General features: G+C 48.6%; 16 protein-coding genes. 8 read left to right on the forward strand and 8 right to left on the reverse strand.

The window, feature by feature from the left end; genetic code table 11:
- Window positions 1-22 precede the first annotated feature (22 nt).
- The 3 genes from C9I92_RS15820 to C9I92_RS15830 all read left to right on the forward strand — a co-directional run bounded on the left by C9I92_RS15820 (window position 23) and on the right by C9I92_RS15830 (window position 5,666).
- A complete protein-coding gene (locus C9I92_RS15820) occupies window positions 23-1,675 on the forward strand; it encodes an AMP-binding protein (RefSeq protein ID WP_242551909.1) in 1,653 nt (550 codons plus the stop codon).
- 248 nt (window positions 1,676-1,923) lie between these two features.
- Window positions 1,924-3,249, forward strand: coding sequence for a serine hydrolase domain-containing protein (locus tag C9I92_RS15825; protein WP_047885974.1), 1,326 nt, complete (start codon window positions 1,924-1,926; stop codon window positions 3,247-3,249).
- 1,256 nt (window positions 3,250-4,505) lie between these two features.
- On the forward strand, window positions 4,506-5,666 hold the full coding sequence (locus C9I92_RS15830) for an MFS transporter (protein WP_047885975.1): 1,161 nt from the start codon (window positions 4,506-4,508) through the stop codon (window positions 5,664-5,666).
- 1,244 nt (window positions 5,667-6,910) lie between these two features.
- On the opposite strand, the gene glgB is transcribed toward C9I92_RS15830, so the two are convergent.
- From glgB to C9I92_RS15845, 3 genes are all read right to left on the reverse strand, one after another.
- On the reverse strand, window positions 6,911-9,064 hold the full coding sequence (gene glgB, locus C9I92_RS15835; protein ID WP_047885976.1) for a 1,4-alpha-glucan branching protein GlgB: 2,154 nt from the start codon (window positions 9,062-9,064) through the stop codon (window positions 6,911-6,913).
- Between the two features lie 53 nt (window positions 9,065-9,117).
- Window positions 9,118-11,301, reverse strand: a complete 2,184-nt coding sequence (malQ, locus tag C9I92_RS15840; protein ID WP_047885977.1) for a 4-alpha-glucanotransferase — start codon at window positions 11,299-11,301, stop codon at window positions 9,118-9,120.
- 84 nt (window positions 11,302-11,385) lie between these two features.
- Window positions 11,386-13,842 (reverse strand): glycogen/starch/alpha-glucan phosphorylase, encoded by a 2,457-nt coding sequence (locus C9I92_RS15845; protein ID WP_207104252.1) that lies wholly within the window; start codon window positions 13,840-13,842, stop codon window positions 11,386-11,388.
- 492 nt (window positions 13,843-14,334) lie between these two features.
- On the opposite strand from C9I92_RS15845, the gene malT reads away from it, so the two are divergent.
- From malT to C9I92_RS15870, 5 genes are all read left to right on the forward strand, one after another.
- A complete protein-coding gene (malT, locus tag C9I92_RS15850; RefSeq protein ID WP_047885979.1) occupies window positions 14,335-17,043 on the forward strand; it encodes an HTH-type transcriptional regulator MalT in 2,709 nt (902 codons plus the stop codon).
- Window positions 17,044-17,077: 34 nt separating this feature from the next.
- Window positions 17,078-17,755, forward strand: coding sequence for a DUF4336 domain-containing protein (locus C9I92_RS15855; RefSeq protein ID WP_047885980.1), 678 nt, complete (start codon window positions 17,078-17,080; stop codon window positions 17,753-17,755).
- 348 nt (window positions 17,756-18,103) lie between these two features.
- A complete protein-coding gene (locus tag C9I92_RS15860; protein WP_047885981.1) occupies window positions 18,104-18,385 on the forward strand; it encodes a hypothetical protein in 282 nt (93 codons plus the stop codon).
- 259 nt (window positions 18,386-18,644) lie between these two features.
- On the forward strand, window positions 18,645-19,718 hold the full coding sequence (locus tag C9I92_RS15865) for a DUF2817 domain-containing protein (RefSeq protein WP_242551910.1): 1,074 nt from the start codon (window positions 18,645-18,647) through the stop codon (window positions 19,716-19,718).
- Window positions 19,699-20,706 carry an alpha/beta fold hydrolase gene (locus tag C9I92_RS15870; RefSeq protein WP_084712610.1) on the forward strand — a complete coding sequence of 336 codons (1,008 nt, stop codon included), beginning with the start codon at window positions 19,699-19,701 and terminating at the stop codon, window positions 20,704-20,706. The genes C9I92_RS15865 and C9I92_RS15870 overlap by 20 nt, the downstream gene beginning before the upstream one ends.
- 190 nt (window positions 20,707-20,896) lie before the next feature.
- Here the strand turns inward: C9I92_RS15870 and C9I92_RS15875 are convergent, their stop codons facing one another.
- The 5 genes from C9I92_RS15875 to C9I92_RS15895 all read right to left on the reverse strand — a co-directional run bounded on the left by C9I92_RS15875 (window position 20,897) and on the right by C9I92_RS15895 (window position 25,296).
- On the reverse strand, window positions 20,897-21,589 hold the full coding sequence (locus tag C9I92_RS15875; protein ID WP_047885982.1) for a CAP domain-containing protein: 693 nt from the start codon (window positions 21,587-21,589) through the stop codon (window positions 20,897-20,899).
- A 493-nt stretch (window positions 21,590-22,082) separates the two neighbouring features.
- Window positions 22,083-23,168 (reverse strand): molybdenum ABC transporter ATP-binding protein ModC, encoded by a 1,086-nt coding sequence (modC, locus tag C9I92_RS15880; RefSeq protein WP_047885983.1) that lies wholly within the window; start codon window positions 23,166-23,168, stop codon window positions 22,083-22,085.
- Entirely contained in the window at window positions 23,165-23,854 is a 690-nt protein-coding gene (modB, locus tag C9I92_RS15885; protein ID WP_047885984.1) for a molybdate ABC transporter permease subunit, read from the reverse strand. The genes modC and modB overlap by 4 nt, the downstream gene beginning before the upstream one ends.
- Complete coding sequence (modA, locus tag C9I92_RS15890) at window positions 23,854-24,618, reverse strand: molybdate ABC transporter substrate-binding protein (RefSeq protein WP_047885985.1); 765 nt, start codon at window positions 24,616-24,618, stop codon at window positions 23,854-23,856. The genes modB and modA overlap by 1 nt, the downstream gene beginning before the upstream one ends.
- Window positions 24,619-24,783: 165 nt before the next feature.
- Window positions 24,784-25,296, reverse strand: coding sequence for a DUF2799 domain-containing protein (locus C9I92_RS15895; RefSeq protein WP_169776043.1), 513 nt, complete (start codon window positions 25,294-25,296; stop codon window positions 24,784-24,786).
- Window positions 25,297-25,304 lie beyond the last annotated feature (8 nt).

The following is a 25,304-nucleotide window of genomic DNA, read 5'->3' on the forward strand; positions in this document are numbered from 1 at the left end:
GGAACGCTTAAGGGACTCACTCATGACACAACCGCTGCCAACTGACATGATCTTAAAATGGGCAGAAGAGCGACCCAATGATGTCTATCTTCGCCAGATTATGAACCGGCAATTTGTCGATTTCACTTATGCAGAGGTGGCCGATAAGGCACTACGCCTGGTAAGCGCCCTCCGAGCTCAGGGTTTCATGCCCGGTGACCGCATCGCGCTGATGTCAAAAAACTGTGCAGAATGGTTTATTACCGATTTGGCGTTAATGCTGGGAAGCTATATCAGTGTGCCGGTTTTCCCAACGGCCGGGGCTGATACAATTGAGCACTGCCTGACCCACAGTGAATCAAAAGCTATCCTGATCGGGAAACTGGATAATTCTCAAGCCATCGAATCTGTCATGGCGAAATATCCTGACCTGCTGTCAATTGCGTTTAATTACCCTAGCGCGCCGAAATGTCATTTTGATTTCAATGACTTTATTAATGAGCATGCGCCAAGTGAAGAACGGCCAGAGCACCAGCAGGGCGACATCATGTCCATTGTTTACACCTCCGGCACATCAGGCCTGCCTAAAGGCGCCATGCTGAGTTACGGCGGTTTTGCCTGGTCAGCGCAACGACTGATTGATCATATCGGCATGCAGGACGGTGAACGTCTGTTCTCTTACCTGCCGCTGGCGCACATTACCGAACGCGTTTACATTTTTGGCTCGTCCGTCATGGCCGGGATCCAGGTTGCCTTTCCGGAGTCGCTGGATACTTTCATTGATGATGTCAAAATGTATCGCCCGACTCTGTTCATTTCGGTACCTCGTCTGTGGACACTGTTCCAGCAACGTATTCTGGAAAAGCTGCCGCAATCAAAACTCAATATTTTGCTGAAGATCCCGTTTATCTCTGGCGTGATTAAACGCAAACTGGCACAGGGGCTCGGGCTGGATAAAGCGCGCGTTCTGGGTTGTGGTTCGGCACCGGTTTCACCAGCATTGCTTCGCTGGTATGAAACCATTGGTCTCAATATCACCGAAGCCTGGGGCATGACAGAGTCCTTTGCATACAGCACCCTGAACTACCCGTTCCGCAGCGATAAGATTGGTACTGTTGGGAATGCAGGGCCGGGTATCGAGCTGAAAATCGCAGCCGATGAAGAAATCATGGTTCGCGGTAATGGGTTGTTCACCGGTTATTACAAAAATGAAGAAGCTAGCCAGGCTATGTTTGACCATGAGGGCTGGCTGCATACCGGCGATATCGGTGCCATCGATGAAGAAGGTTACCTGACGATACAAGGACGTAAAAATGACACCTTCAAAACCGCCAAAGGGAAATTTGTATCACCGGTTCCTATTGAAAAACGGATTTTTGAGATCGCTAGTATTGAAATGATGTGTCTGGTCGGCTCAGGGATGCCCGCTCCTATTCTCCTTGCCGTTCCACATGATTTTCCGAACTTCGACCGCCAACGTTATGAAAAAACTGCGCAGCGGGTCATTGAAACGATCAACAAAGAGCTGGAATCACATGCTAAAATCAAAGGCGTTCTGATGATTAAAGAGCCATGGAGTGTGGAAAATGGCTTCTTGACACCAACACTGAAAATTAAGCGTCATTTATTAGAGAAAAAATACCACAATATTGGGGCGGACTGGCCAAAAGATCGTTTGATTCAGTGGGAAGAATAAACGGGTAAACTATTAAGCAGTCACTCCATAGTGACTGCTTAATTCATAAAACAATCACTTGCCAGTCAAATCTGCACCTAATCATCATTTCTCAATGAAAACATCTGCATCACAATATTAAAAACGATGCATACCTCCATTTTTGCGCCTTTAGTTATTCTCTGCGTGACAGATTATTAGCCCACCAAATCTGCCGATGTTACTTTCAAAGAAATCCCGAGTTCTTTTTAAAGGCTTTTCTTTTCAAAATGATGCGCACCCGATTTTTTAGCTTTTTTCCACTGCTACTTACTGCAGCACTGACTTCACAGGCGGCAGCTGAAACACAACATGATGCATTGAATGTTCAGGTAGATCAGTATCTCTCGCATCAGAATCAATACGGACGTTTCAGCGGCAATATTTTGATTGCCAAAGAAAATAAGCTTATCTATGAAAGTAGTTTCGGGATGGCTGATGTGAAAATGAAGCGCCCTGTTACCCCTGACAGCCTGTTTAAAGTCGGCTCATTAACCCAGCCTCTGACCGCTGCGGCCATTCTGCGATTGCACGAGCAGGGGAAACTGAATCTCGATGAACCTGTTTCTAAGTACTACCCGAAGCTGAAGAAAGCAGACAATATTACGATCGCAATGTTACTGAACCACACATCCGGGCTGTTTCGGGATAACTCATGGCGTGAATATGACAGCAGCTGTAAATCAGACCAATTGATCAGAAACACAATCAACACCTCCGCAGACTATCCCCCTCATCTGATTTTTAACTACAGTAATGCCAATTACTATCTGTTGGGCGGCATCATCGAAAAAGTCACCCAATCAACCTTTGAAAAGTTTGTGACATCGGAAGTGCTACGCCCATTAGGCATGAAAGACTCCAGCTTAAAGCTGACTTTGTCCTTTCAGTTGGCAAAATCCTATGAACTATCCGGACTGGTTGATGCTTACATTACGCCTAGTGGTTGTGCCTGGGCCGCGGGCGAGCTCATTACGTCTGCCCGCGATTTAATGACATTCAGCCAAGCGCTGCAAAACGGTGAACTGCTTTCTCCTGCCTCCTACACTATGATGCTGACCAACGAGTACGGTTTGTTTAACGAAGAAATTGAGGGACGGCAATATTATCTCCATCAGGGCCAAATTGACGGATTTAAAGCACTTTTTCTCCAGCATCCGGAAACAAAAACCACCATTGTTGCGTTAAGTAACTTGCACAATACGAACATAGACTTACTGACTGTGGACTTGCTCCGTTTAGTAGATGGCAGAGACCCACTTCATACACTGAAGCTACCTGAAAGCAAGTTTGCCACCTGGCGAAAAGATGTGGATATCATAGGTAACTATCTCGACAACAGCGGTGTGCCTCTACAGGTTGTGTTTGAAGGCGGAATTCTGAAAGCCAAAGTAAACCAATTTGATATTCCGTTACAGATTCAAAGCAAAAACAGCTTGTTTGCATTAGGTATCGATAATCAAATCCGTATTTATCGCAACGAAAACGACACCACCAAAGAGATCATTTTCTTTTCAAGGGACGGTCGCTATCTGTCGAGATTTACCCGAATCTAGCGATTCTCTGGCCTAGCCTGATTCAGTATCAGGCTAATTTACGCACTTTTTATACCTTTTCTGATATTGGCAGGGGTTAGATATAGGCAGTATGTTGAAACAGTGACTAAACTTGCTTTTAGTTTTGAATAACGAGAGGTAATCAAATGATGAAAACCTTTCGGACACGCAACATGCTCGACACTATGCTATTGAATATCCGATTAAAGTAGGAAAGGGAAAAGCATTCAGGCGACACGAATGTAAGAAAAAACAACGAAAAAATTGGCACTGTTTACCGTCCTACACGAAAGTACAAGTCAATATCAGACCACTCATCTCCCGCTACTGAGAAAAGTGAAGATACAAAATTGCGCCAACGACTCGGTAAACAGTGCCACAACGTCAAATGACAACGTGATTATGTACCCATAGCCGCAACTCACAGAGCACAGCGTGAGGCCCAGCAAGTTGCAATGTGTATACTGCATCATACGTGCCAACCTTTAACTCAAATAAAATCAAATGATTACCACTTAAATTCACTCAGACCTGCCCTGTTATGGTGATAATCTGCACCATGACTCAACATTCTTTTCTGGCTTCCCATAGTTCGATAACATGCGCCCAGCTCCTGCCCACCGACAGACAACATATTTTATAAGCAGTCCTGAAAAGTCATAAAGAAAACCTGAGCACTAACTAACTTCACAGCTCAATCCGAAACTTGAAACTTGAAACTTGAAACATTTAGCTGACAGCAAACTGAGCTTCGTTTAAAAACAAAAAATCTCCGCCAGAGCCTGCATTACAGCGACTGAGAAATACAAACAGGGGCTCCTGACAAACTCACATGCCATCATGAATTTCAGTAATACTTTTTTTCAAGGTTTTCGCGACTAACCAAAGAATTTAAGCCGCCAAAAATACATTACAGCTCTAACATAAGAACGTGCATTCTTGCGATTAACAAAGAGAAAACAAAAGTAAAAACCACCGTTTTTACTGGATATTTAAGACTGAAAGTACCAATTACATTCTACTCAAATCATTAGAGAGCAAGTTAAGTTTTTTCTAATAGTAATGAGATAAATCAAATTCAGTATTGACATTAGTTTTACTCATTTTACGTAACAGTAATTTAGGTTCATATTCCACCCAGATTGAGTCCTCAATCACAATTTTCATCACACGTATTCTGGCTTTATTCGAGTCAAATGGTGCCATAACGTCCTGTTGTGGCTGTGAGTTTTTCTATCAATCTGGAGTTACCCGTAGTGAACACACACGCTACTCAGGCACCACGTAACAGTGTCTGGGTTCCTGTTTCTGGCCTTACCATTTTTGCCATTGCCTCAGGTTATTTGATGAGCCTGCTGCCTTTAACGCTGGAAAGTCACCAATTGCCAACAAACGCGGCGAGTTGGCTGGCAAGTGTGTATTACCTGGGACTGCTTTTCGGGGCCATGCTGATTGAACCCGTGATAAATAAAATTGGTCACCGACTATCATTTGTTAGCTTTATTACTGTACTGACAGTCTCTGTCGCTCTAATGATGGTCAACCATACCCTAACGTCTTGGTTATTAAGCCGCTTTGTTGCAGGTGTCGCGGTCGCCGGGGTATTTGTGGTTATTGAGTCCTGGCTTTTGATTGGTGACAGCAAAGAAGAGCGGGCGAAGAATCTTGGCCTTTACATGACTTCGCTGTACGGCGGTACGACTCTGGGACAATTCGGTATTGGCCTGATTGGCACCACTGGTGCACTACCCTTTATAGTCATCATCTGTCTTTTAGCGATGGCTACCCTGCCGGCAATGGCAGGAAAAGGCGCCCAACCTAAAGTTGAGCACCACGTGAGTCTGTCTCTACGTCAGATTTTGGGGTTGAGTAAACCGGCGATGGTTGGCTGTATGGTATCCGGCGTTGTCATGGGCTCTATTTACGGTCTGCTGCCTCTTGCTTTGCAAGGCAATACAACCAATGACGATCGTATCGGAGTATTGATGGCTGTTACTGTTTTGGGCGGCATGGTTATCCAACCAATCATCGGTAAAGTATCTTGCCGCATATCAAAATCCGTTCTGCTGGCACTGATGAGCCTGCTGGGTGTGTTTGCGATGGGAATCTACCTGATTGATCAAAGTTACAGTATTCAGATTGTCAGCCTGGCACTGCTGGGAATGTCAGCCTTTGCCCTCTACCCGATTGCAATTACTCTGGCTTGTGATGGCTTAGCATCAGCATCCATCGTGTCAGCAACTCAGGTTATGCTATTTTGTTACAGCGTTGGCTCAGCATTGGGACCTCTGGCCGCAAACCGCTTTATGGAAAGCCAATACGGACTGATGGGATTTTTCTTTGCAGTTCTGCTGAGCACCTCAGTATATATGCTGATTGCCAGCCTCAGAACAAAGTCTACCGTAGTGGCGCAGTAACCACATACCGACAACGGCAGAGCAACGAACGAATAAAAGTAGTGCGGCTCAACGTGAAGTGAAACGTCAGAGAATCGCCAAAACCCAAAAAGCCAGCTTCTGCTGGCTTTTTTCATTCGAGATTGGGTATCAGAAGGCAACGCCTTTCTTTGTGACACTATTTTTGAGCCTATCTGTACGGCTCTTTGTTTGTGAACATAATTCAGGAACATGGCGCTGACTGGGGCATAGTGCTGAAAATGGCCACAATTTGAGGTCGACAAGTATTTCTAACTCGTTGATTCATCTCTTTCGTATTATCACGCAGCTTAATCTAAAAAAGAGTGCTTCTGATAAGATTGGCCCTTTACTTTGAATGAAAGGCCCAAAAAGAGCGGGCGCGACATAAGTCGCGCCCTTGGTCTTTTTTGCAGCAATCCCGCTACGATGGTGCTCCCTGCATCATTCCTTGATTAAGCTGTTTCCTTCAGCGCAGTCCCTTATCTATCCGTCCTGGATATGTCCTGTTGGTCTCGCCTTGACCCGTCGAAGCATCCTGTTTCGACTCTCTTCTCCATCCTGGAGGTGTCCCTTACTTCATCCTGAAGTGGTCCATTTTGTCTTCCTGACCCGTAAGCATCCTACTTACGTTATCGACTCCTTTCGATTATCCCTTCACAGTCCTTGTCCGATATATCATCCTGATACACCGACCTCTTCCTGAGGTTGCCAACATCCCTGGCCGCTTTCCTGTTCCGTTCCGTCAGTTCCTTCCGACGGGGTACAGATTAAAAGATCTGAGTTTTTGAGCAAGCAACAGAGATCACATTTTTCTTTGATAAAAAATTTCGAGTTAACAATAAAACCTCAAGCATTTGATTTTAATGCTTTTATTTAAATCACGTATTATTGACTTACATGACATTTCGTTAAAATCTTACTCCTTTGTGAGAGATCTCTTACACGCATCCCTACCAAATTCATCACCTGCTGACTGATTGTATTCCAATACGATCGGCTAATTGGAAACCAACCACAATACGAAACCGACTATGGGACACAATACCAATAAAAAAAACCGCCACATTGCGAGAGCAAAATGACGGTTTCGGGTTTGTTCACCATGGCAGTGAATAGTAATGACAACGTTTACTTACTACTCTGGCAGCCGCTCTTAAAACGAAATCAGCAAGAGTAGCTTTTCACCCATGCTTCTGAACAACGCATCCAGGTAGAGTCATCACTGCTGATTCGATGGAGACAGATTAGTCTTCGTGTTTTTTAAAACGGTAAAACACTGTCGCTAACGGTGGCAAATCAATCTGAACGGACTGTGCTAATCCGTGACTTGGTTCCTCTGTCACTTCCAGTACCGCTTTCACTGGTGCTTGTCCGCCCCAGTATTTCTGATCATCGGTATTCAACAGCAAATCATAATGACCAGTCAGCGGTACACCCAAACGATAACCTTGTCGTGGAACCGGTGTAAAGTTGGTCACGACCAGCACTTTTTCGCCGTTCTGTGCCAATCGTTCATGAGCAAGAATACTGTTTTCCGCATCATCATGTACACGCCATTCAAACCCTGCTGGGTCGCAATCCAGTTCATAAAGCGCGGGTTCTGAGGTGTATAAATGGTTCAGATCTTTAACCAGTTGCTGTACCCCACTATGGCGTGGGTACTGCAGCCAGTGCCACTCTAACTGCCCTTCGTGTGCCCACTCTGCACTTTGTGCCAGTTCTGCCCCCATGAAGTTCAGTTTCTTACCCGGCTGACCATACATGAAGCCCAAATAGGCCCGCAGGTTTGCCGTTTGCTGCCATTCATCACCCGGCATTTTATTCAGCAACGACCCCTTGCCGTAGACCACCTCATCATGGGACAGAGATAATACATAGTTTTCACTGAAGGCATACACCATCGGGAAAGTGATGGTGTTATGGTGATACTTGCGATGCACCGGATCTTCTTTCATGTAAGTCAGACTGTCATGCATCCAGCCCATGTTCCATTTGAAACCGAATCCAAGCCCCCCCATACTGGTAGGTTTGGTTACACCAGGAAACGCCGTTGACTCTTCCGCGATAGTCATCGCATTCGGATACAAACGGTACACTTCTTCATTGACCCAACGCAGCAGGCTGACGGCATCAAAGTTGACGTTGCCGCCTTCGTGGTTAGGAATCCACTGATCGTGCTCCCGGGAGTAATCCAGATACAACATAGAAGCCACGGCATCTACGCGCAGGCCGTCAACATGGTAGTGCTCAAACCAGAACAGAGCGTTGGCTACCAGAAAGCGACGGACATGCTCACGACCGTAATCATAAATGTAGCTCTGCCAGTCCTGGTGCCAGCCACGACGCGGATCCGGATCGTTATACAGAGCTGTGCCATCAAAATTGGCCAGACCGTGATCATCGGAAGGAAAGTGTGCCGGTACCCAGTCCAGCACTACGCCAATGTTGGCCTGGTGACAACGGTCAACAAAGTATTTGAAATCATCCGGCGTGCCATAACGGCTGGACGGCGCAAACAAGCCAATCGGCTGATAACCCCATGAACCATAGAACGGGTGCTCGGCAATCGGCATCAGCTCGACATGGGTATACCCCATATCAGTCAGGTAAGGGATCAGCGCGTCAGCTAATTCACGGTAATTAAGAAATTCACCTTGCTCGTTTTTACGCCACGAACCGGCATGCAGCTCATAGAAAGACAGTGCTTGCTGATGTTTTGCTGTGACCGGGCGTCTCTGCCAGGTTTTGTCCTGCCACTGGTAGTTCGACTGCTGATAAACAACCGAAGCAAATGATGGATATTGCTCTGCCTGATAACCCCAAGGGTCGGCTTTATGAGGCAGACCGTTCCCCTGGCTGTCTTTCAATTCAAACTTATACCGTGTCCCGGCATCCAATCCCGGTACAAATAGTCCCCACAGCCCGTCATCCAGTCGCTGCATTGGGTGACGACGCCCATCCCAACCATTAAAGTCACCAACAACACTGGCGGCAGACGCATTAGGAGCAAAAACCAGGAAACGTACTCCTGATACAGGCTTATTGCCACGGTTCAGGGTGATCAGCTGCGCCCCCATTTCACCATGCATTTGTGATGGGTCAGAAAGTGCAGAAGATGAAGAGATAAGATTGTGAAACTGGTAAGGATCATACAGAGTCTGAGGACCATCTGACCAATGAATAACCAGCTGGTACAAGGCTTTTGAAAAATCAAAGTGACCCCGTAACACAAAGCCACTGTCAGCTTCGCGCTGAAGCGAGTAACGATCACCACGTTCGGTGAGTACTTCAACCTTGTCTGCACCCGGCATAAAGACCCGGAGTGCCAAGTCCTCAGTCTGGTATTGAGGCCCTAAAAATGAAAACGGATCTGAAAATGCAGCTCTCTCGAGCTGCATGTATTCCTTTTCACTGCGTGTCACGTTTGATGTGTCCAACGCATTACTCCTGATTACTGTTTTTGTGAGGCTTTTTCTCGCGTCTCAGTTAGTCGGCGCGTCAAATCAATGATGTTCTGACGGGTAAAGATGTCATCCAGTGTCGTGGACAACTTACGACGCCAGTTTGGATACTCATCTACCGTGCCAGGAATGTTCACAGGCTTGTCCATTTCAAGCCAGTCTTCCAACTGCAGGCTCAGTAAAGCACTGGAACCTGCGGCCAGATGCAATTGCATGGCTTCACTAAGGTGCTGATCCATAGGAATATATGACGCATCATGGCCAATACCTTCTGGAAGATAACCATGCCATGCCAAACTATCAAGGATTTTTTGTTTACTTTCTGCACGGCTATTGAACAAACCTTTGAGCTGTTCTGCATCCGGGTAAAGTCCTAACTCTTCACCCATTTTCAGGTCATCACAGTGCCAGAAACCCCGTAGCGTCGGCATATCGTGTGTACACAACGCGGACATCGACTGATCGGCATAGTGCGCCGGAGAGTAGTAACCACCGTCCTCTGCAGTTTCAAAGAAGAAAACCTTGTACGAGTGAATACCTGCCGTTGCCAACTTATCCACGATTTCATCCGGTACGGTTCCCAAATCTTCACCGATAACCGTGCACTGGTAGCGATGACTTTCCAGCGCCAGAATGGCCATCAGGTCATCGACCGGATAGTACATATACGCACCGTTTTTCGCAGAGTCACCTTTTGGAATCCACCAAAGGCGCAGCAGGCCCAGTACGTGGTCAATACGCAGCGCGCCACAGTTACGCATGTTGGCACGCAGCAGCTGAATATACGGATCGTAAGCCATCTCTTTCAGCGTCTCTGGGTTTAGTGGCGGCAGACCCCAGTTTTGACCAAGCGGACCAAGAATATCCGGCGGCGCACCTACGCTGACATCCTGGCAAAGTGCGCCGTGATCGGCCCAGGTTTCAGAGCCAGAGTCACACACGCCCACCGCCAGATCGCGGTACAGGCCGATGACCATGCCTTTTTCCTGTGCCAGTTCATGCACTTCTGCCAACTGACTGTCTGCGACCCATTGCAGATACATGTAAAGCTGAACCTGTTTGTAGTTCGACTTAATGAACTGCTGAACAGCGGCGTTATCAAAATGACGGTACTGTTCAGGGAATACCGGCCAGCCCCAGACGTTGTCATCTTCCTGTTTCAGCTGTGCATGCAGGGCATCAAACGCGGCCTGATGCAACAGACTTTCTCCCCCCTTCTCCACAAAGGCCAGGAACTGTTGCGCACGGGCGGTATTGTTAGTCAGATGACGCTCGCAGAACGTTTCGAACAACAGTGGCAATACGGCCATCTTCAGGCATGACACTTCACTGTAGTTAACCCAGTTAGTGTCTCGGGCATCGCTCAGACGCTTCTGGAATTCCGGACTGCCAACCAGTTGCTGCGCTTCATCACACTGAGCAAACTCACTGACTGAGCTGACATCAATGTACATGAGATTGAGCCAGCGACGAGACGACGGGCTGTAAGGACTCGCGCCTTCCGGGTTTGCCGGAAACAGCGAGTGAATCGGGTTAAGCCCGACAAAGTCACCGCCACGGGCAGCAATATCCGCTACCAGTTGTTTCAGATCCCCGAAGTCACCAATACCCCAGTTGTGATTCGTACGGACGGAGTAAAGCTGAACGCTGGTGCCCCACAATTTCTTGTTATTGAGCAGTGGCTCCTGCTTGTAACAAGATTGCGGAGTGATGATCAAAGTCATTTCAAACGGAGATTTGCGACGCTTACGGAAGATCTGCAGTTTGTGATAGCCCCACGCCAAATCACTTGGCAGTGAGAACACCAGTGTCCCGCCGTTTTCGCGGTCATCGGCGACCAACTGAGACTGCAGCCAGCCCTCCAGTACTTCACCCTGCTCGGTTTCCAGACGCCAGCTGAAATCGCTGACACGGGCGCTCTGCCCCAGATACATATCAACATGAACAGGCTGGCCACTTCGCACCACTTTAACCGGAGCCAGTACATCCGGACGTAGCTTTTTGGTGGCCGATTCGAGCAGCGCTTCGTCGCTTTTTGTGTCATAACCCAGTGCAGCCAGCAATCGACGAATCGTATCGCTGTCTACATGAGCTTCTTCTCCCCAAGCACTGACATAGTTGTCGGCGATACCGACCATGTCAGCAACTTGTTTTAAAACTTGATCATCTTTCATCGTTCTCTCCGTTAGCGGCCTTGCGGCCGCTACGATGTTTGGGTGTTGCTGATATCAATTCGGTTTCGTTATATCTGGACTCGCTCAGCACTTCACTGGCTTGAGGTTCCAGATATTATTGGCGTAGTCACGAATACTGCGGTCAGAACTGAATTTACTCATCAGTGCGGTATTGAGAATCGCTTTATGGGCCCAGGTTTTCTGATCGCGGTAAGCCGCATCAATTTTCTCATGGGTTTTTACGTAATCGGCAAAGTCTGCCAGCACCAGGTAAGGATCACCGCCTTCCAGCAGGTTCTGACGAATAGCGGACAGCAGACCCGGCTGACCTGGCGTGAATTCGTCAGAATCCAGCAGATCCATCGCCGCGCGAAGCATGCTGTCGGCGTTGTAGTAACGGTAAGGATCGTACCCTTCCTGTTTCAGCTTCTGCACTTCATCAACCAGCAAGCCAAAAATAAAGATGTTGTCATCGCCTACTTCTTCACGCATTTCTACGTTAGCGCCGTCCATGGTGCCGATTGTCAATGCACCGTTCATGGCGAACTTCATGTTACCGGTACCGGATGCTTCTTTACCGGCGGTTGAAATTTGCTCTGACACATCTGCCGCCGGGAACAGGATTTCCGCCAGGCTGACACGGTAGTCTGGTACAAAGACCACTTTTAGCTTGCCACCCAGACGCGGATCATTGTTCACCTTCTCGGCAACTTTGTTGATCGCAAAAATGATATCTTTTGCCAGCGCATAACCTGGTGCAGCTTTCGCCCCGAAGAAGAACACCCGTGGATGCATATCAAACGTCGGATCATTCAGCAGACGGTGGTAAAGCGCCAGAATGTGCAGCAGGTTCAGGTGTTGACGCTTGTATTCGTGCAGACGCTTAATCTGAATATCGAAAATGGCATTTGTATCCAGATCGATATCCATGTTGGTTTTCACCCAGTCAGCCAGACGTTGCTTGTTCTGTTTTTTCACGGCCATGAAGCGTTGCTGGAACGCCTCGTCATCAGCAAATTCCGCCAAACCGGCGATTTTTTCCAGATGAACCGGCCAGTCGCTGCCCACTTTTTCACTGATCAACTCAGACAGACCCGGGTTACAGTATTTGATCCAGCGACGAGGTGTGACGCCATTGGTCACGTTAGTCAAACGTCCCGGATACAGTTCGTTGAACTCAGGGAACAAGTCACGCTTCACCAATTCTGAGTGCAGCGCCGCCACTCCGTTTACGGCGTAGGTGCTGACCACACAGAGGTTAGCCATGCGAACCATGCGCTGCGGGCCTTCCTGAATAATAGACAACTTACGTTTGACATCATTATTCCCCGGCCAAGCCGCTTCTACTTCTTTCAGGAAACGGTGGTTGATCTCGAAGATGATTTCCATGTGACGAGGCAGCATTTGCTGAATCAGGGCTTCACTCCATGTCTCCAGCGCTTCCGGAAGTAATGTATGGTTAGTGTAGGCAAAAGTCTGCGAGCAGATCGCCCATGCGGCTTCCCACCCCATTTTGTATTCATCAATCAGAACACGCATCAGCTCAGGAATGGCGATGGTCGGGTGCGTATCGTTCAGCTGGATCGTTTCCAGTTTCGCCAGATCCTCAATCTCATTACCGGCGGCATGGTGACGACGCAGAATATCCGCAATGGAACAGGCACAGTGGAAATACTGCTGCATCAGACGCAGCGCTTTACCCTGATCGTGGTTGTCATTCGGGTACAACACTTTGGTCACGTTACCCGCTTCCAGTGCCGGGTATTGTGCACCCACGTAGTCACCGTCGTTGAAACGGGCCAGGTTAAACGGTGCCGGTGAACGGCACTCCCACAAGCGGAGCGGATAAACGGAGTTGTTGTCATAGCCAACAATCGGCAAATCCCACGCAATACCGTCAACCGTCATACCCGGAACCCAGCGACGATAGTTGTTGCCGTCTTCGTCCAGATAACTTTCAACATACCCGTACAGGCTGACAGTTTGGGTCAGTTCAGGACGAACCACTTCCCAAGGGTAGCCTTCAACACCACGCCAGCCGTCCGGTGTTTCAACCTGGCGTCCTTGTTCAAATGACTGACGGAACAAACCGTACTCATAGTGCAAGCCGTAACCGACCGCAGGGTATTCCTGCGCAGCCAGCGAATCCATAAAGCAAGCAGCCAGACGCCCCAGACCACCGTTACCCAGAGCCGGATCACGCTCTTCTTCGAGTAAATCAGTCAGGTTCTGGCCCAGTTCTTCCATTGCTGAAGCTACGTTTTCATACAAGCCAAGGCTAATCAGGTTGTTACCTGTCAGCCGGCCAATCAGGAATTCAAGAGACAGGTAATTCACGCTGCGGGCTTTTTCTTTTGCGAGTTTTTGTTCGGTCGCCAGCAGATTACCCGTGCTGATTTCAGCCAGTGCACGAGCCATAGCCAGATACCAGGCATGAGGCGTGGCACTCTCGGTCGTGTACGCATAAGTCGTGGTGAGATGTTTTTCTACAGCGGCTTTAAATGCTGCTTTATCAAACTGTTGTGTCTGACCATTCTTAATCATGGTTCAATCTCGCTCTAGGATTATTTCCAACTGATACCTATGTTGCCTGCCTTAGTCCGGCAAAACATCCTCCCGTGTAGGGAGGGATGAGGGAGGAGTATTAGGGGCGTAGTCCGTTTTCTCCCCATCATTGTGTGACAGCCTGCAAAAAATCGAGGTGGAGAAGCACTAATCAGCCGCCCCAAGTGCAATTAGGCTCACATAATCATCCTAAATTTTAATGTGCAAAGCCATGATGATTTCTCTGTGAAAGTTTTTAATTGTGTGATTTGGTTCATAAATATGGGGATGAGAGCACGAGATTTGCTGATCTCGCCATTTTGGGAGGTAAAGTTATGGGACAGATCAAAAGTTGCGTGAAACATTTCATGCAAGATGTCGGTCGCCCGAGAGCCTCTCCATGCTGATCACGCGCAGGAATAAGCGTGTTTCTATCATCAGTATGCAGAGTACAACGGAACTGTAACCTTAGAGTAAGATAGCAAGACTATGTGGATACCATCGAAATTAACCCGTCCGGCACGCCTTCATAACGCCATCATGCGTCCCCGTTTGCTGGATGCCCTTAATCAGGCCCCTTACTATCGTCTTGTTCTTTTTCGATCTCCTGCCGGCTATGGCAAAACCACCATGGCAGCGCAATGGCTGAACGAACACCCTCACACCGGCTGGTTTAATATCGACGAAAACGATAATGACTCGTTCCGTTTTGCCAACTATTTCCTGCAAGCGCTGAACAAAGCCTCGCAACTGGCCTGCCCGAAAACACAGGCGATGGCTGAACGTCGTCAGTTTGCCTGTCTGTCTACCCTGTTTGGCGAACTGTTTGCCGAATTGGTGGATTACCATGAACAAACTTATCTTGTGCTGGACGACTACCATCTCATTACTAACGATGACATTCACGACGGGATGCGCTTTTTCCTGAAAAACATGCCGGATAACCTGACTCTGGTGGTTACCAGCCGTACCATGCCGCCGCTGGGCACGGCCAATTTGCGCGTCCGGGATCTGCTGATTGAAGTGGATAACGATTTGTTGGCCTTCGATGAAGAGGAAACAACCCGCTTCTTCAAAAAACGGCTGTCTGAACAAGTCGAAGTGGACATTCTCCGCTCGCTTCACCAGCAGGTTGAAGGCTGGCCTTCTGCCTTACAGCTGATTGCCCTTCACGCTCAGCAAAGACCGATGCATCTGGTTGAGTCAGCTGAGTCCATGGCCAGTTTTAACCGGGGCCACTTGTGGGACTATCTGGCCGAAGAGGTGTTTGATTTGCTGGATCAGGAAACCCAGAAGTTTCTGTTGCAGTGTTCAGTGCTCGATATGTTCAACGCCCAGCTGGTAACCGACCTGACCGGTCGGAGTGACGCACTGGCGATGCTGGAGTCCCTCAACCGCTTTGGTCTGTTCCTCAATACGCTGGAAGGCGACAACAACTGGTATCGATTCCACAATCTGTTTGCTGAATTTCTGCGCCACCAGCGTTACGCGCAAATTCCCCAGCAACGTGGCGAATTACACGCACTGGCGGCAAAAGCCTGGCTCAAACAACGCTCACCACAGCAGGCCTTGTTGCACGCCCAGAAAGCAGACGATCCATCACTGGTCATCGATATCCTTTGCAGCTACGGCTGGGAAATGTTCCATCACGGTGAAATGACACTGCTGGAAGATGCCATTGCCGCACTGGACAGTGATCACCTGTATACCCAGCCGCGCCTGAGCCTGCTGCGCATGTGGCTTCTGCAAAGTCAGCATCGCTATAACGATGTCGGCGATATGATGACCCATACAGAGCAAGAACTGGCAAATCGACATATTGAGCTGGATGATGCGCTGCAGGGCGAATTCAATGCCCTGCGAGCCCAGGTGGCAATTAACCAGAGCAAGCCGGAAGATGCCCTGATTTTGTCGGAGCAGGCGCTCGGGCAATTGCCATCCACCACCTACCGTAGTCGTATCGTTGCTACATCCGTTGTTGGCGAAGTCCACCACTGCCTCGGCAACCTGAGCCGTGCGCTGCCAATGATGCAGCAAACGGAGAAAATGGCTCGTCAGTATCATGTTTACCATCAGGCGCTGTGGGCACTGCTTCAGCAGAGCGAAATTAATCTGGCACAAGGTTATGTCCAGACGGCATTTGAACTGCTGGATCAAGCCTTTAAACTGGTGCGAGAACAGCATCTGCAACAGGTGCCGCTGCACGAGTTCCTGTTGCGTCTGCGGGCGCAGATCCTATGGTGCTGGAACCGTCTGGACGAAGCTGAAGAATCGGCACTAAAAAGCCTGGAAGTGCTGGCTCCGTATGATGAAACCAAATCCTTGCATGCTTACTCCATGCTGGCGCGCATTGCCGTAACCCGTGGTGAACATGACAAAGCGGCCCGCTACCTGGAACTGTGTAACAGCCTGATGGATCGCTCCGTCTACCACATTGACTGGCGCGCCAATACCGACCTGGCCAATTTGCTCTACTGGCAAACCACCGGCGATACGGAGAGCATCCGACTGTGGCTGGAAAAGGCGGAAAAGCCAGATGGTGCATGTAACCACTTCCAACAGCTGCAATGGCGAAACATCGGGCGTGCCAGCGTCAACGTTGGTCAGTATGAACGGGCTGAACAAGTGTTTGCTATGCTTGAAGAAAGTTGTAACAAACATAATTTGGTCACAGACAAAAACCGAAATCTCGTGGTACAAGCTGTGCTGAGTAAAAAGCAAGGTAACCGTCTTCAGGCGCTGGCCCAGTTAAAAGAAGCGCTTAGCCTTGCCAACAGCACGGGAATGGTTGGAATATTCTTGTGTGACGGTAATGAAATTTGTGATTTACTGCAGGAACTGGCAGACACCAAAGCGTTGAATGAACTGGAACTTCATCGCGCACGCCAGCTGCTGAGAGAAATGACCAGCAAAGAGCGAAACCGTTCCGTCCATTTTGATGAGCAGTTTGTAGAAAAGCTGCTGAATCTACCGGATGTACCTGAACTGATTCGCACCAGTCCACTGACACAAAGGGAGTGGCAGGTACTGGGACTGATTTATGCCGGTTACAGCAATGAACAAATTGCGTCTGAGCTGGATGTGGCGTCAACCACGATCAAAACTCATATCCGCAATCTGTACCAAAAACTCAACATAGCCAATCGCCAGCAAGCGATTGAGACTGCTGAGAATCTGTTGAAACTGATGGGCTTCTGATCCTCAGGGCTTCATCTCGGGTTAAGGATGACCGATGAAAGAATGGAGCAAAGACAGGATCTGGTTTCAGGATATGCCGTTCAGGTTCCACGGCATACCTGTGGGTGCCAGAATGACCGTCATTAAGCTGGATAACGGGAAGTTGCTGATTCATTCCCCTATCCAGCTCACTACCCAAATGCAAATTGAGCTGACCAAACTGGGCAGTGTGTATGCCATTGTCAGCCCCAATATGAATCACCATCTCTATCTTTCGGAATGGTGGCTGGCCTATCCGAAAGCCTATTTTTTTGCCCCGCCGGGCTTACAAACCAAACGCACCGATCTGGTGTTTGATGATGCATTAAGTGCCAATAGTCCGTCTATCTGGCGCCATCAGCTTTATCAGACCCTGTTGCGTGGTAGTGACCAAATGGAAGAAGTGGTCTTCTGCGATCCGGAGTCCAACACCCTGATTGTGGGCGACACTCTGGCTTGGCTACGCCACGCCTGCCACCCGCTTACTGTTGCCTTAGGGGTGGCGAGCGGTTGTTACTGGCAACCGGCCATGCCTTATTACTGGCGGCATACCTTTAAAGACAAAACCCGGTTACGGCAGTCATTACAGGAAATTCTGACCTGGCCATTTGATCGCATCATTTTGTCTCACGGCGAAAATATTACCGAGAACGGCAAAGCCGTGTTTCACCATGCATTTCGATGGGCGTTTTAAGCCCTAAACCGAAACCTGAAACCGAAACTCTTGCCGATTTTCTCTTTTGCTGTCACGTTGTTCACCTCTGACGTGACAGCCGAATAGCTTATCAAGAGATAAGCCGACGAAATGAAAATAAGCAGTCCGTTGCCAAGCCGTTGATATCACCCATAGCGAAATTCCTCACAAGTCATTTCCCATTTTTAGGTGATATGGTTTACCGTTTGGTTCAAGAGCGCCTGATTTATTGTCTTTAATCAATGAATTATCGAGTTGTGGTTTCATCATGACCATATGTGATAAAACTCACACATTTACCCGAAAAGTGGCGTATATTCATATCGTATTTCTTGTGAGGAAATGGAAATGAATGCTTCTAAATGTTTTCTGAGGGACCTGCTTGGAATTGTTCTTGTCGTGAGTGCAATTTCGGTGATGATGGGCATTATTTTCAGTTGTTTAGCTGGTCTGAATTACCTTTCCCATGAAGAGGCGTTTGCCAGCACTTACCTCCATGAAGCGATACCGCTGTTATTTTGCATCATTCCATCACTGATTCTTGCGAAAATTATCAATCGTCCGAAATGGATTCATGATGTGGAGGAGTATGAACTACAAAGTGCCAAACGATTCAGTCAGACTCACTAACCTACAGGCCTTTAGCCAATAATATCCCTAACTCAGCCCCGCATAGGGGCTTTTTACGCCCATGAATATTAGACTCTCAGCCTTCGGCTCCCCGTACCCTCCCTTTCCTATCAGGCAAGTTCTCGCCTGCCGCTTGTACGATGCCCAGCCATTATCGGTTTTCTCTTCGTTTTCGGAGTGACATATTATTGTAAGGGGAACTGGCTAGTATGAGACACATGGCCTTCATAACCTTAAGCAGCGTTAGGGAGTTAAGCGTTTGAATAAGTATGATCTTTACCGGCGCTTGCCTGAAATGATGCAACTCGAAACGCTGGTTAACCATCAGGTCACACACCTTCAGAGTGTGCCTGTATCAGTCAACACACTGGCAGTGACCGAACTCGAAAACGTTCCACTTCCCATCTATAAAATTGCCCTCGGTAATCCCCATCCTGATACTCCCTGCCTGATGTTTATTGGTGGGGTACATGGCCTGGAGCGGATAGGCAGCCAGGTGGTGCTGTCGTTACTCAACAGTCTGTGCCAACGGCTCCATTGGGATGCAGCACTGCAAACCCGTCTCAAACGCCTGCGACTGGTTTTTATTCCACTGCTGAACCCTGTCGGCATGGCAAAACGGTATCGTTCGAATGGCAATCATGTGGATTTAATGAGGAATGCCCCGGTCGACAGTGCTGAACGCACAGCTTGGTTGGTTGGCGGTCACCGGATATCACGTTTTCTCCCTTGGTATCGCGGAGCCGAAGGTGCACCAATGGAACTGGAGTCGCGAGCATTGATCCAAGCCGTGCTCAGTGAAACTCGCCAAAGCCCGTTGACGATTGCGCTGGATTTTCATTCTGGATTCGGCAATAAAGACCGTCTCTGGTTTCCTTATGCCAAAAGCCGTCTCCAGCCAATTGCGGATATCGGTGCACTGTTTCACTTAAAAACACTGTTCTTCAATGCGTTTCCGCATCAGAACTACCTGTTTGAACCACAAACCAAACATTACACCTGTCACGGTGATCTCTGGGATCACCTTTATGATCTGGCTTCGGCCCGGCATCAGTCACTGCTGCCGCTGACCCTGGAAATGGGATCCTGGCGCTGGGTGAGAAAGAACCCGTTACAGTTGCTCGATCGGATTGGATTATTTCATCCTATGAAACCTCATCGAGTCGACAGAGTGCTGCGTACCCACCTGACCTTAACGGAATTTATGATGAGTGCAGCCTATTCTTACACCAGCTGGTTTTTAAGCGATGCCAATGCCGATTATGCCCGGCAAGCCATTTCGCTTTGGTACCCTCAATCGGATTTAACTGACAATGAGCATAGCCTTACCTGAGTCGTCATATTCAGAGACTGCGTCATCTGAAACAACCACTTCCTCCGCGACATCCGGAGCCAATGAAAGTGCTCGCCCCATTATTTTGTTGCGCGGGTTGCTTCGCGAGAGCCGACACTGGGGAGCGTTTACACAGATGCTAGAGCAACACTACCCTTCAAGGCCGGTAATCTGCCTCGATCTAGCCGGAAACGGCAAACGGTTTGAAGAAGCATCACCCTCGCAGTTACCTGAGATGGTTGAAGATTTACGCCAGCAACTAGCGTTTTCACTAGCGACCCACCCGGCACACGAAACAACCACAACGCCCCCCGCAGGCACGGATGTTCAGGCTCAAGCTCAAGCTCAAGCTCAAGCTCAAAAGCAGGATCTGGAACATACACAACAGCCGGTTCAAACAAAGCCTCATCCAAGCCAGCAATCCCCCAAATTGGCAGCAGATATTATCGCCATCTCGATGGGGGGAATGATTGCAATGGAGTGGATGCACCGCTACCCGGAAGAGATTCATCAGTCAGTGCTCATTAATACCAGTGCCCGCCCCTATTCCCCCTTTTATCACCGGCTGCGTTGGCAAAACTATCCGGCCATTCTGCGTGGACTGTTTCAAACAGCCAATGACAGAGAGGCGACATTTTTCCGACTGACCACACGTCTGGCACCCGCTAAACATCTTGAACAATGGTGCCAGTGGAGGGCCCAATGCCCGGTTTCATCGCGAAATGCCCTACGCCAGTTATTTGCTGCAGCCCGCTTCACTCACCATGGCGTGCCCAGTGCTTTTACCCTTTTACTAGCCAGCAAGCAGGACAAACTGGTCGATGTTGCCTGCAGCAAAGCACTGGCAAAAGCCTGGGCCGTCCCGCTGTTGTTACATCCGGCTGCCGGTCACGACTTACCCTTGGATGATCCTGAGTGGGTACTCAACCGGGTCACCACATTTTTCCGGTTACATGAGCAATCCGAACCCGGGGCAAAACCGCGGTAGCCCGGTGTCATCACAGTCAGACGATTGAACAATTTCTGTTTAAACCACAAGCCATACTCGGGTAAAACGCAAAAAGGCCGCATGATAATCTGCGACCTTTTTCTTCATCTTTGCACACCGTTTGTATGCATGGCTTGTGACCTGATTCTGACTTATGCCCTAATCTGGTCCGGTTGCTAAGGCTCAGCGATTAACGCGGACGAGCAAAGACCTGAGTCCAGTAAATACCGTACTGCGTGTCCGGATTTTCTACAGCCGCTGAACCCATTTGCGTTACGTTACCGCTCATGATGTTCTTACAGTGACCCGGGCTGGCCATCCAGGAAGCCATAACGGCATCAATGTCTTTCTGACCTGCAGCCACGTTTTCAGCCCATGCACTAGATACATAACCTGTCGCATCGATACGGTCACCTGGCGAGCTACCGTCAGAGCCGGTATGACTCATGAAGTTGCCGTTAGCCATATCACTGGAGTGACCGTATGCCGCCGCTTCCAGGTCATAATCCCACGTTAGCGCTGGCACCGCTGGCATAATTTCACCGCCACAGTTTTGCTGTTGAGAACGCGCCTGATTCACCGCGTATAGCATCAAGTCTGCAAACTCAGTGGAATCTGGTGGTGTAGTCGGTTCAGTGGTTCCACCGGTGTTGTTACCGTTATCCGGCGTTGTGGTACCCGTGTTACCGCCAGTGCTGCCGCTATCAGTACTTCCGCTGTCTGTGCTGCCACTGTTACTTCCGGTGTTATTTCCCGTATTAATCGCACTACCACTGTTACCAGTCCCGGTTGAGGTCGTTCCCGATGAATCAGAACCACCGCCTGAACCACCACATCCCGTAAGAATTAACGCCGACAATACGAACAAAGGAAGAACTTTCATAATATACCTAGCTGTAGAATACAATAGATATGTTTTATTAAGCTCAATGGTTCATGAGTTGCTATAAATAATTTAGCTTAATAAAACACGATTAATAATTTTGAATATCAAGAAGACGAGGCACACTATACTGACTTGGGACTGAACGATTCAATATGCAACGGTTATTTTTAAGCCATATTGACAGATAATTGACAAATAAATCTGGTTGAAATTTGACCAAACATGGTTGTTATTCATTGATTTTAAATGAAATTAAAAACATCTCAAACATGAGATAAAAATAAACAGAAAAACTAACAATAATGACTAATAAATAAGTCACACTCCATTGCCCTGTCGATATTAATAAGTCTAATCTTTGATTTTAATAAAATATCTCTGTCAAAATATTATTAATTGTTAAATATTTATTAATGAAAAAAGCCTATATGGACTCAATAAAAAAAATGCTGCGTAATTGCAGCATTTTTTAATTACCTCATAATGTTAATTACAGTGCCACTAAGTCATCCTGAGTAACACTCACCCCTTTAATCTGCGCATAAACCTGATCACCAACCTTCAGTTCCAACTCATCAGCTGCCCACAAGGTAATGTTGGCCCAAAGCTGAGCTTCGCCAATTCGTAACCGGACTTCCACCCGCTCTTCCTCATCAACCGAGTGAAGTTTATCAATTCGGGCAGCGAGCACATTTCGAATACTGGTTTGAGTTGGTCGCTCGCGGACAATAGAGACATCGTTAGAATGGATTCTTACTCGTACCCACTCGCCACGGGCACGTTCCAGCCGTTTGACCCACAGATAGGCATCATGATTCAGCATCACCTGTGTCAATGCATAGTCCGGATGCTGAAAGTTCACCCTGGCACTAAGCAATGAGCTTTGCTCTTTGCTTGGCAGCCAAGGGCGCATCGCCGGTGAGCCCCACACACTGTTTATATGGCCGGAGATCACCACCTTCCCTTGATTTATCATGACCATATGATCAGCAAGACGAAGAATTTCGTCCAGGCTGTGCGTCACATACACAATCGGAATTTTGATCTCTCTGGCCAGTTTTTCCAGATATGGCATTAATTCCTGCTTGCGGGGTAAATCCAGAGACGCCAACGGTTCATCCATCAGCAGCATGCTTGGGTTCGACAATAACGCCCGACCAATGGCGACACGTTGCTTCTCCCCTCCGGACAATGAGGCCGGATAGCGTTTCAATAAGTGCGCAATGCCCAGCAGATCAATAACATGCTGAAAATTATCAGGAGACTGATTCACACAGCCATAACGTAAATTGCCTTCCACACTGTAATGGGGAAACAGCCGGGCATCCTGAAAAACATAACCAATCTGACGCTTTTCGGGAGGGAGGTTAATCCCGCGCTGAGTGTCAACAATGGTTTTGTCCCCGATCTCGATCACCCCGTCATCAGGCCGGGTTAATCCGCTAAGGACGTTGATCAGTGACGTTTTACCGGCACCCGAACGACCAAACACCGCGGTGATGCCCTGCATAGGCAGCATCAAATCGACATCCAGCTTCAGCTGACCCAGTGTTTGTTTCACAGCAATCTTAATCATTGTGCCTCCAGACGTCGTCGGGCAAGTCGAGCCAGCCATTCAGAGGCCAGTAGTGATGCCAGTGCAATGGCAATCGCAATCACACATAACCGCGCTGCCTGACTTTCTGCACCCGGAGTTTCAATGAATGAGAACATGGCCAGTGGAATGGTCTGAGTTTCGCCGGGGATATTCGAGACAAACGTAATGGTGGCCCCAAACTCCCCAAGGGCGCGAGCAAAGGCAAGTACCGAGCCAGTCAAAATACCGGGGATAGTCAGCGGTAATGTAATCGTGAGAAAAACACGCAAAGGGCTCGCGCCAAGGGTCCTCGCTGCTTGCTCCAGTTTAGGATCGACATTCTCCAATGCCAGCCGAATAGCCCTGACCATCAGCGGGAAAGAGACCACGGCCACCGCCACCACAGCGCCGCGCCAGCTGAAACTGAAAGTCAGCCCAAACCAGTCATATAAGACTTTCCCGAGCCAACCCTGACGACCCAACATCACCAACAACAGATAGCCAATAACAACCGGCGGTAACACCAGAGGCAGGTGAATCAGCCCATCCAGTACCGATTTACCCATGAAATTTTTACGAGCCAGCAACCAGGCACACGCCATTCCCAGAGGTAAGCTCACTAACACAGCCACCCCGGAAATTTTCAGGCTCAACAGCAATGCCTGGATCTCGTAGTCGGATAACACTAGCGTGATTCTCCAAAGCCATATTTTTCAAAAATAGCTGCCGCTTCATCTGTCATCAGATAATCGTAGAACCCTTTTACCTGTGGATCTTCTGCTTTGCCTTTAATCATCGCCACCGGGTAAGTGATTGGTGTATGACTGTCCGCAGGTAACACCCCCACCATTTTCACTTTTTCTGACACCATGGCATCCGTTTTATAAACCAGACCCAGATTCGCTTCCTGCCGTTCCACCAGCAACAACGCTGAACGTACGTTATTCGCTGCCGCCAGTGCTTTCTCTGCCTGTGGCCACAAGCCCAGATTGCTTAAAGATTCCTTGGCATACATACCCGCCGGCACATGATTCGGATCGCCCATAGCCAAACGGGTCCCTTTCAAGGCTTCGGTCAGATTCCAGTTGGCGGTAATTTCAATGTTGTCAGCCGGATAACTGGTCGGCGCAATCATGACAAGGCTGTTTTCCAACAACGACTTACGGGATGAAGCGTCGATTGCTAGCTGCTCTGCCAGATAGTCCATCCATTTTTCGCTCGCTGACAGATAAATATCGACTGGAGCCCCCTGAGCAATCTGACGTGCCAACGTTGAAGAAGAAGCATAAGAAAGCGTTGTCGAGACGCCGGTTTTGTCCTCATAGGCTTTTGCCACATCATTCAACGCATTGGTCAGTGAGGCCGCCGCAAACACCGTGATCTTGTCTGCAGCAAAGCTGTTTGTACCCGCCAAGGCCAGCCCAAACAGGGCAATTCGGCTCCAGTTCATCTGTTCTCTCCATATCGTGACAATAAAAATACCGATATATACTATTGTACATATCGGTATCGAGCAATACTCCCTGCGAGGTGTAATAGCTTGCTGCGCCATTTATCACGACACTGGGTGAAGGTGATCTGAGCAACAACCTCAGATCACATGATGAAGGCGAGTTTAGAATGAAAAATGATATTGGTACTGATACGTCGGCACGATTAAAGCCTGCCTTTCCGAACGCAGCATTTTTTCTCTTTTACGCAGATACCTGGCTTCTTCGCTGTTGCCGTTCTGCTTCTTGTTCAACTGCTGCACCTGATAGGCAATGGTCGACAATTCTCTGTCTATTTCCTGAATCCGCTGTTCGACACGGTATTCCTGAATACCACGGTTGTACTGCTCAATGAACTGCGGGTTGTCGCAAACACCGTTGTACACACCGCCGTAACGGCCTACGCGATAGCCGTTGTCCGGCATGCAGTAATGGGTCAACCCCAGCTCATAACCATTCCCCCAGGAGAGGTGGTCAACCATGACATTGGCTTCCCGGCAGTCCTGCGCATAATCATTGATTCTTGATGAGGGTACGCCATTCTGCCCGTCCTGAAGCCCGACAGAGTACCAGTCAGCAACCTGACACTCTTCCACCGACATGCTTGAACATCCGACAAGCTGCGCCAATAACAACATACAAAGGG

Origin of the sequence: Photobacterium ganghwense (genome assembly GCF_003025595.1) — a bacterium.
Classification (GTDB): domain Bacteria; phylum Pseudomonadota; class Gammaproteobacteria; order Enterobacterales; family Vibrionaceae; genus Photobacterium; species Photobacterium ganghwense.

Excerpts from the sequence above, each read along its gene's own strand:
- C9I92_RS15820 (WP_242551909.1), top strand. The coding sequence starts at position 23 with ATGACACAACCGCTGCCAACTGACATGATCTTAAAATGGGCAGAAGAG.
- C9I92_RS15825 (WP_047885974.1), top strand. The coding sequence starts at position 1,924 with ATGATGCGCACCCGATTTTTTAGCTTTTTTCCACTGCTACTTACTGCA.
- glgB (WP_047885976.1), bottom strand. The coding sequence starts at position 9,064 with ATGCAGCTCGAGAGAGCTGCATTTTCAGATCCGTTTTCATTTTTAGGG.
- malQ (WP_047885977.1), bottom strand. The coding sequence starts at position 11,301 with ATGAAAGATGATCAAGTTTTAAAACAAGTTGCTGACATGGTCGGTATC.
- malT (WP_047885979.1), top strand. The coding sequence starts at position 14,335 with ATGTGGATACCATCGAAATTAACCCGTCCGGCACGCCTTCATAACGCC.
- C9I92_RS15855 (WP_047885980.1), top strand. The coding sequence starts at position 17,078 with ATGAAAGAATGGAGCAAAGACAGGATCTGGTTTCAGGATATGCCGTTC.
- C9I92_RS15860 (WP_047885981.1), top strand. The coding sequence starts at position 18,104 with ATGAATGCTTCTAAATGTTTTCTGAGGGACCTGCTTGGAATTGTTCTT.
- C9I92_RS15870 (WP_084712610.1), top strand. The coding sequence starts at position 19,699 with ATGAGCATAGCCTTACCTGAGTCGTCATATTCAGAGACTGCGTCATCT.
- C9I92_RS15875 (WP_047885982.1), bottom strand. The coding sequence starts at position 21,589 with ATGAAAGTTCTTCCTTTGTTCGTATTGTCGGCGTTAATTCTTACGGGA.
- modC (WP_047885983.1), bottom strand. The coding sequence starts at position 23,168 with ATGATTAAGATTGCTGTGAAACAAACACTGGGTCAGCTGAAGCTGGAT.
- modA (WP_047885985.1), bottom strand. The coding sequence starts at position 24,618 with ATGAACTGGAGCCGAATTGCCCTGTTTGGGCTGGCCTTGGCGGGTACA.
- C9I92_RS15895 (WP_169776043.1), bottom strand. The coding sequence starts at position 25,296 with ATGTTGTTATTGGCGCAGCTTGTCGGATGTTCAAGCATGTCGGTGGAA.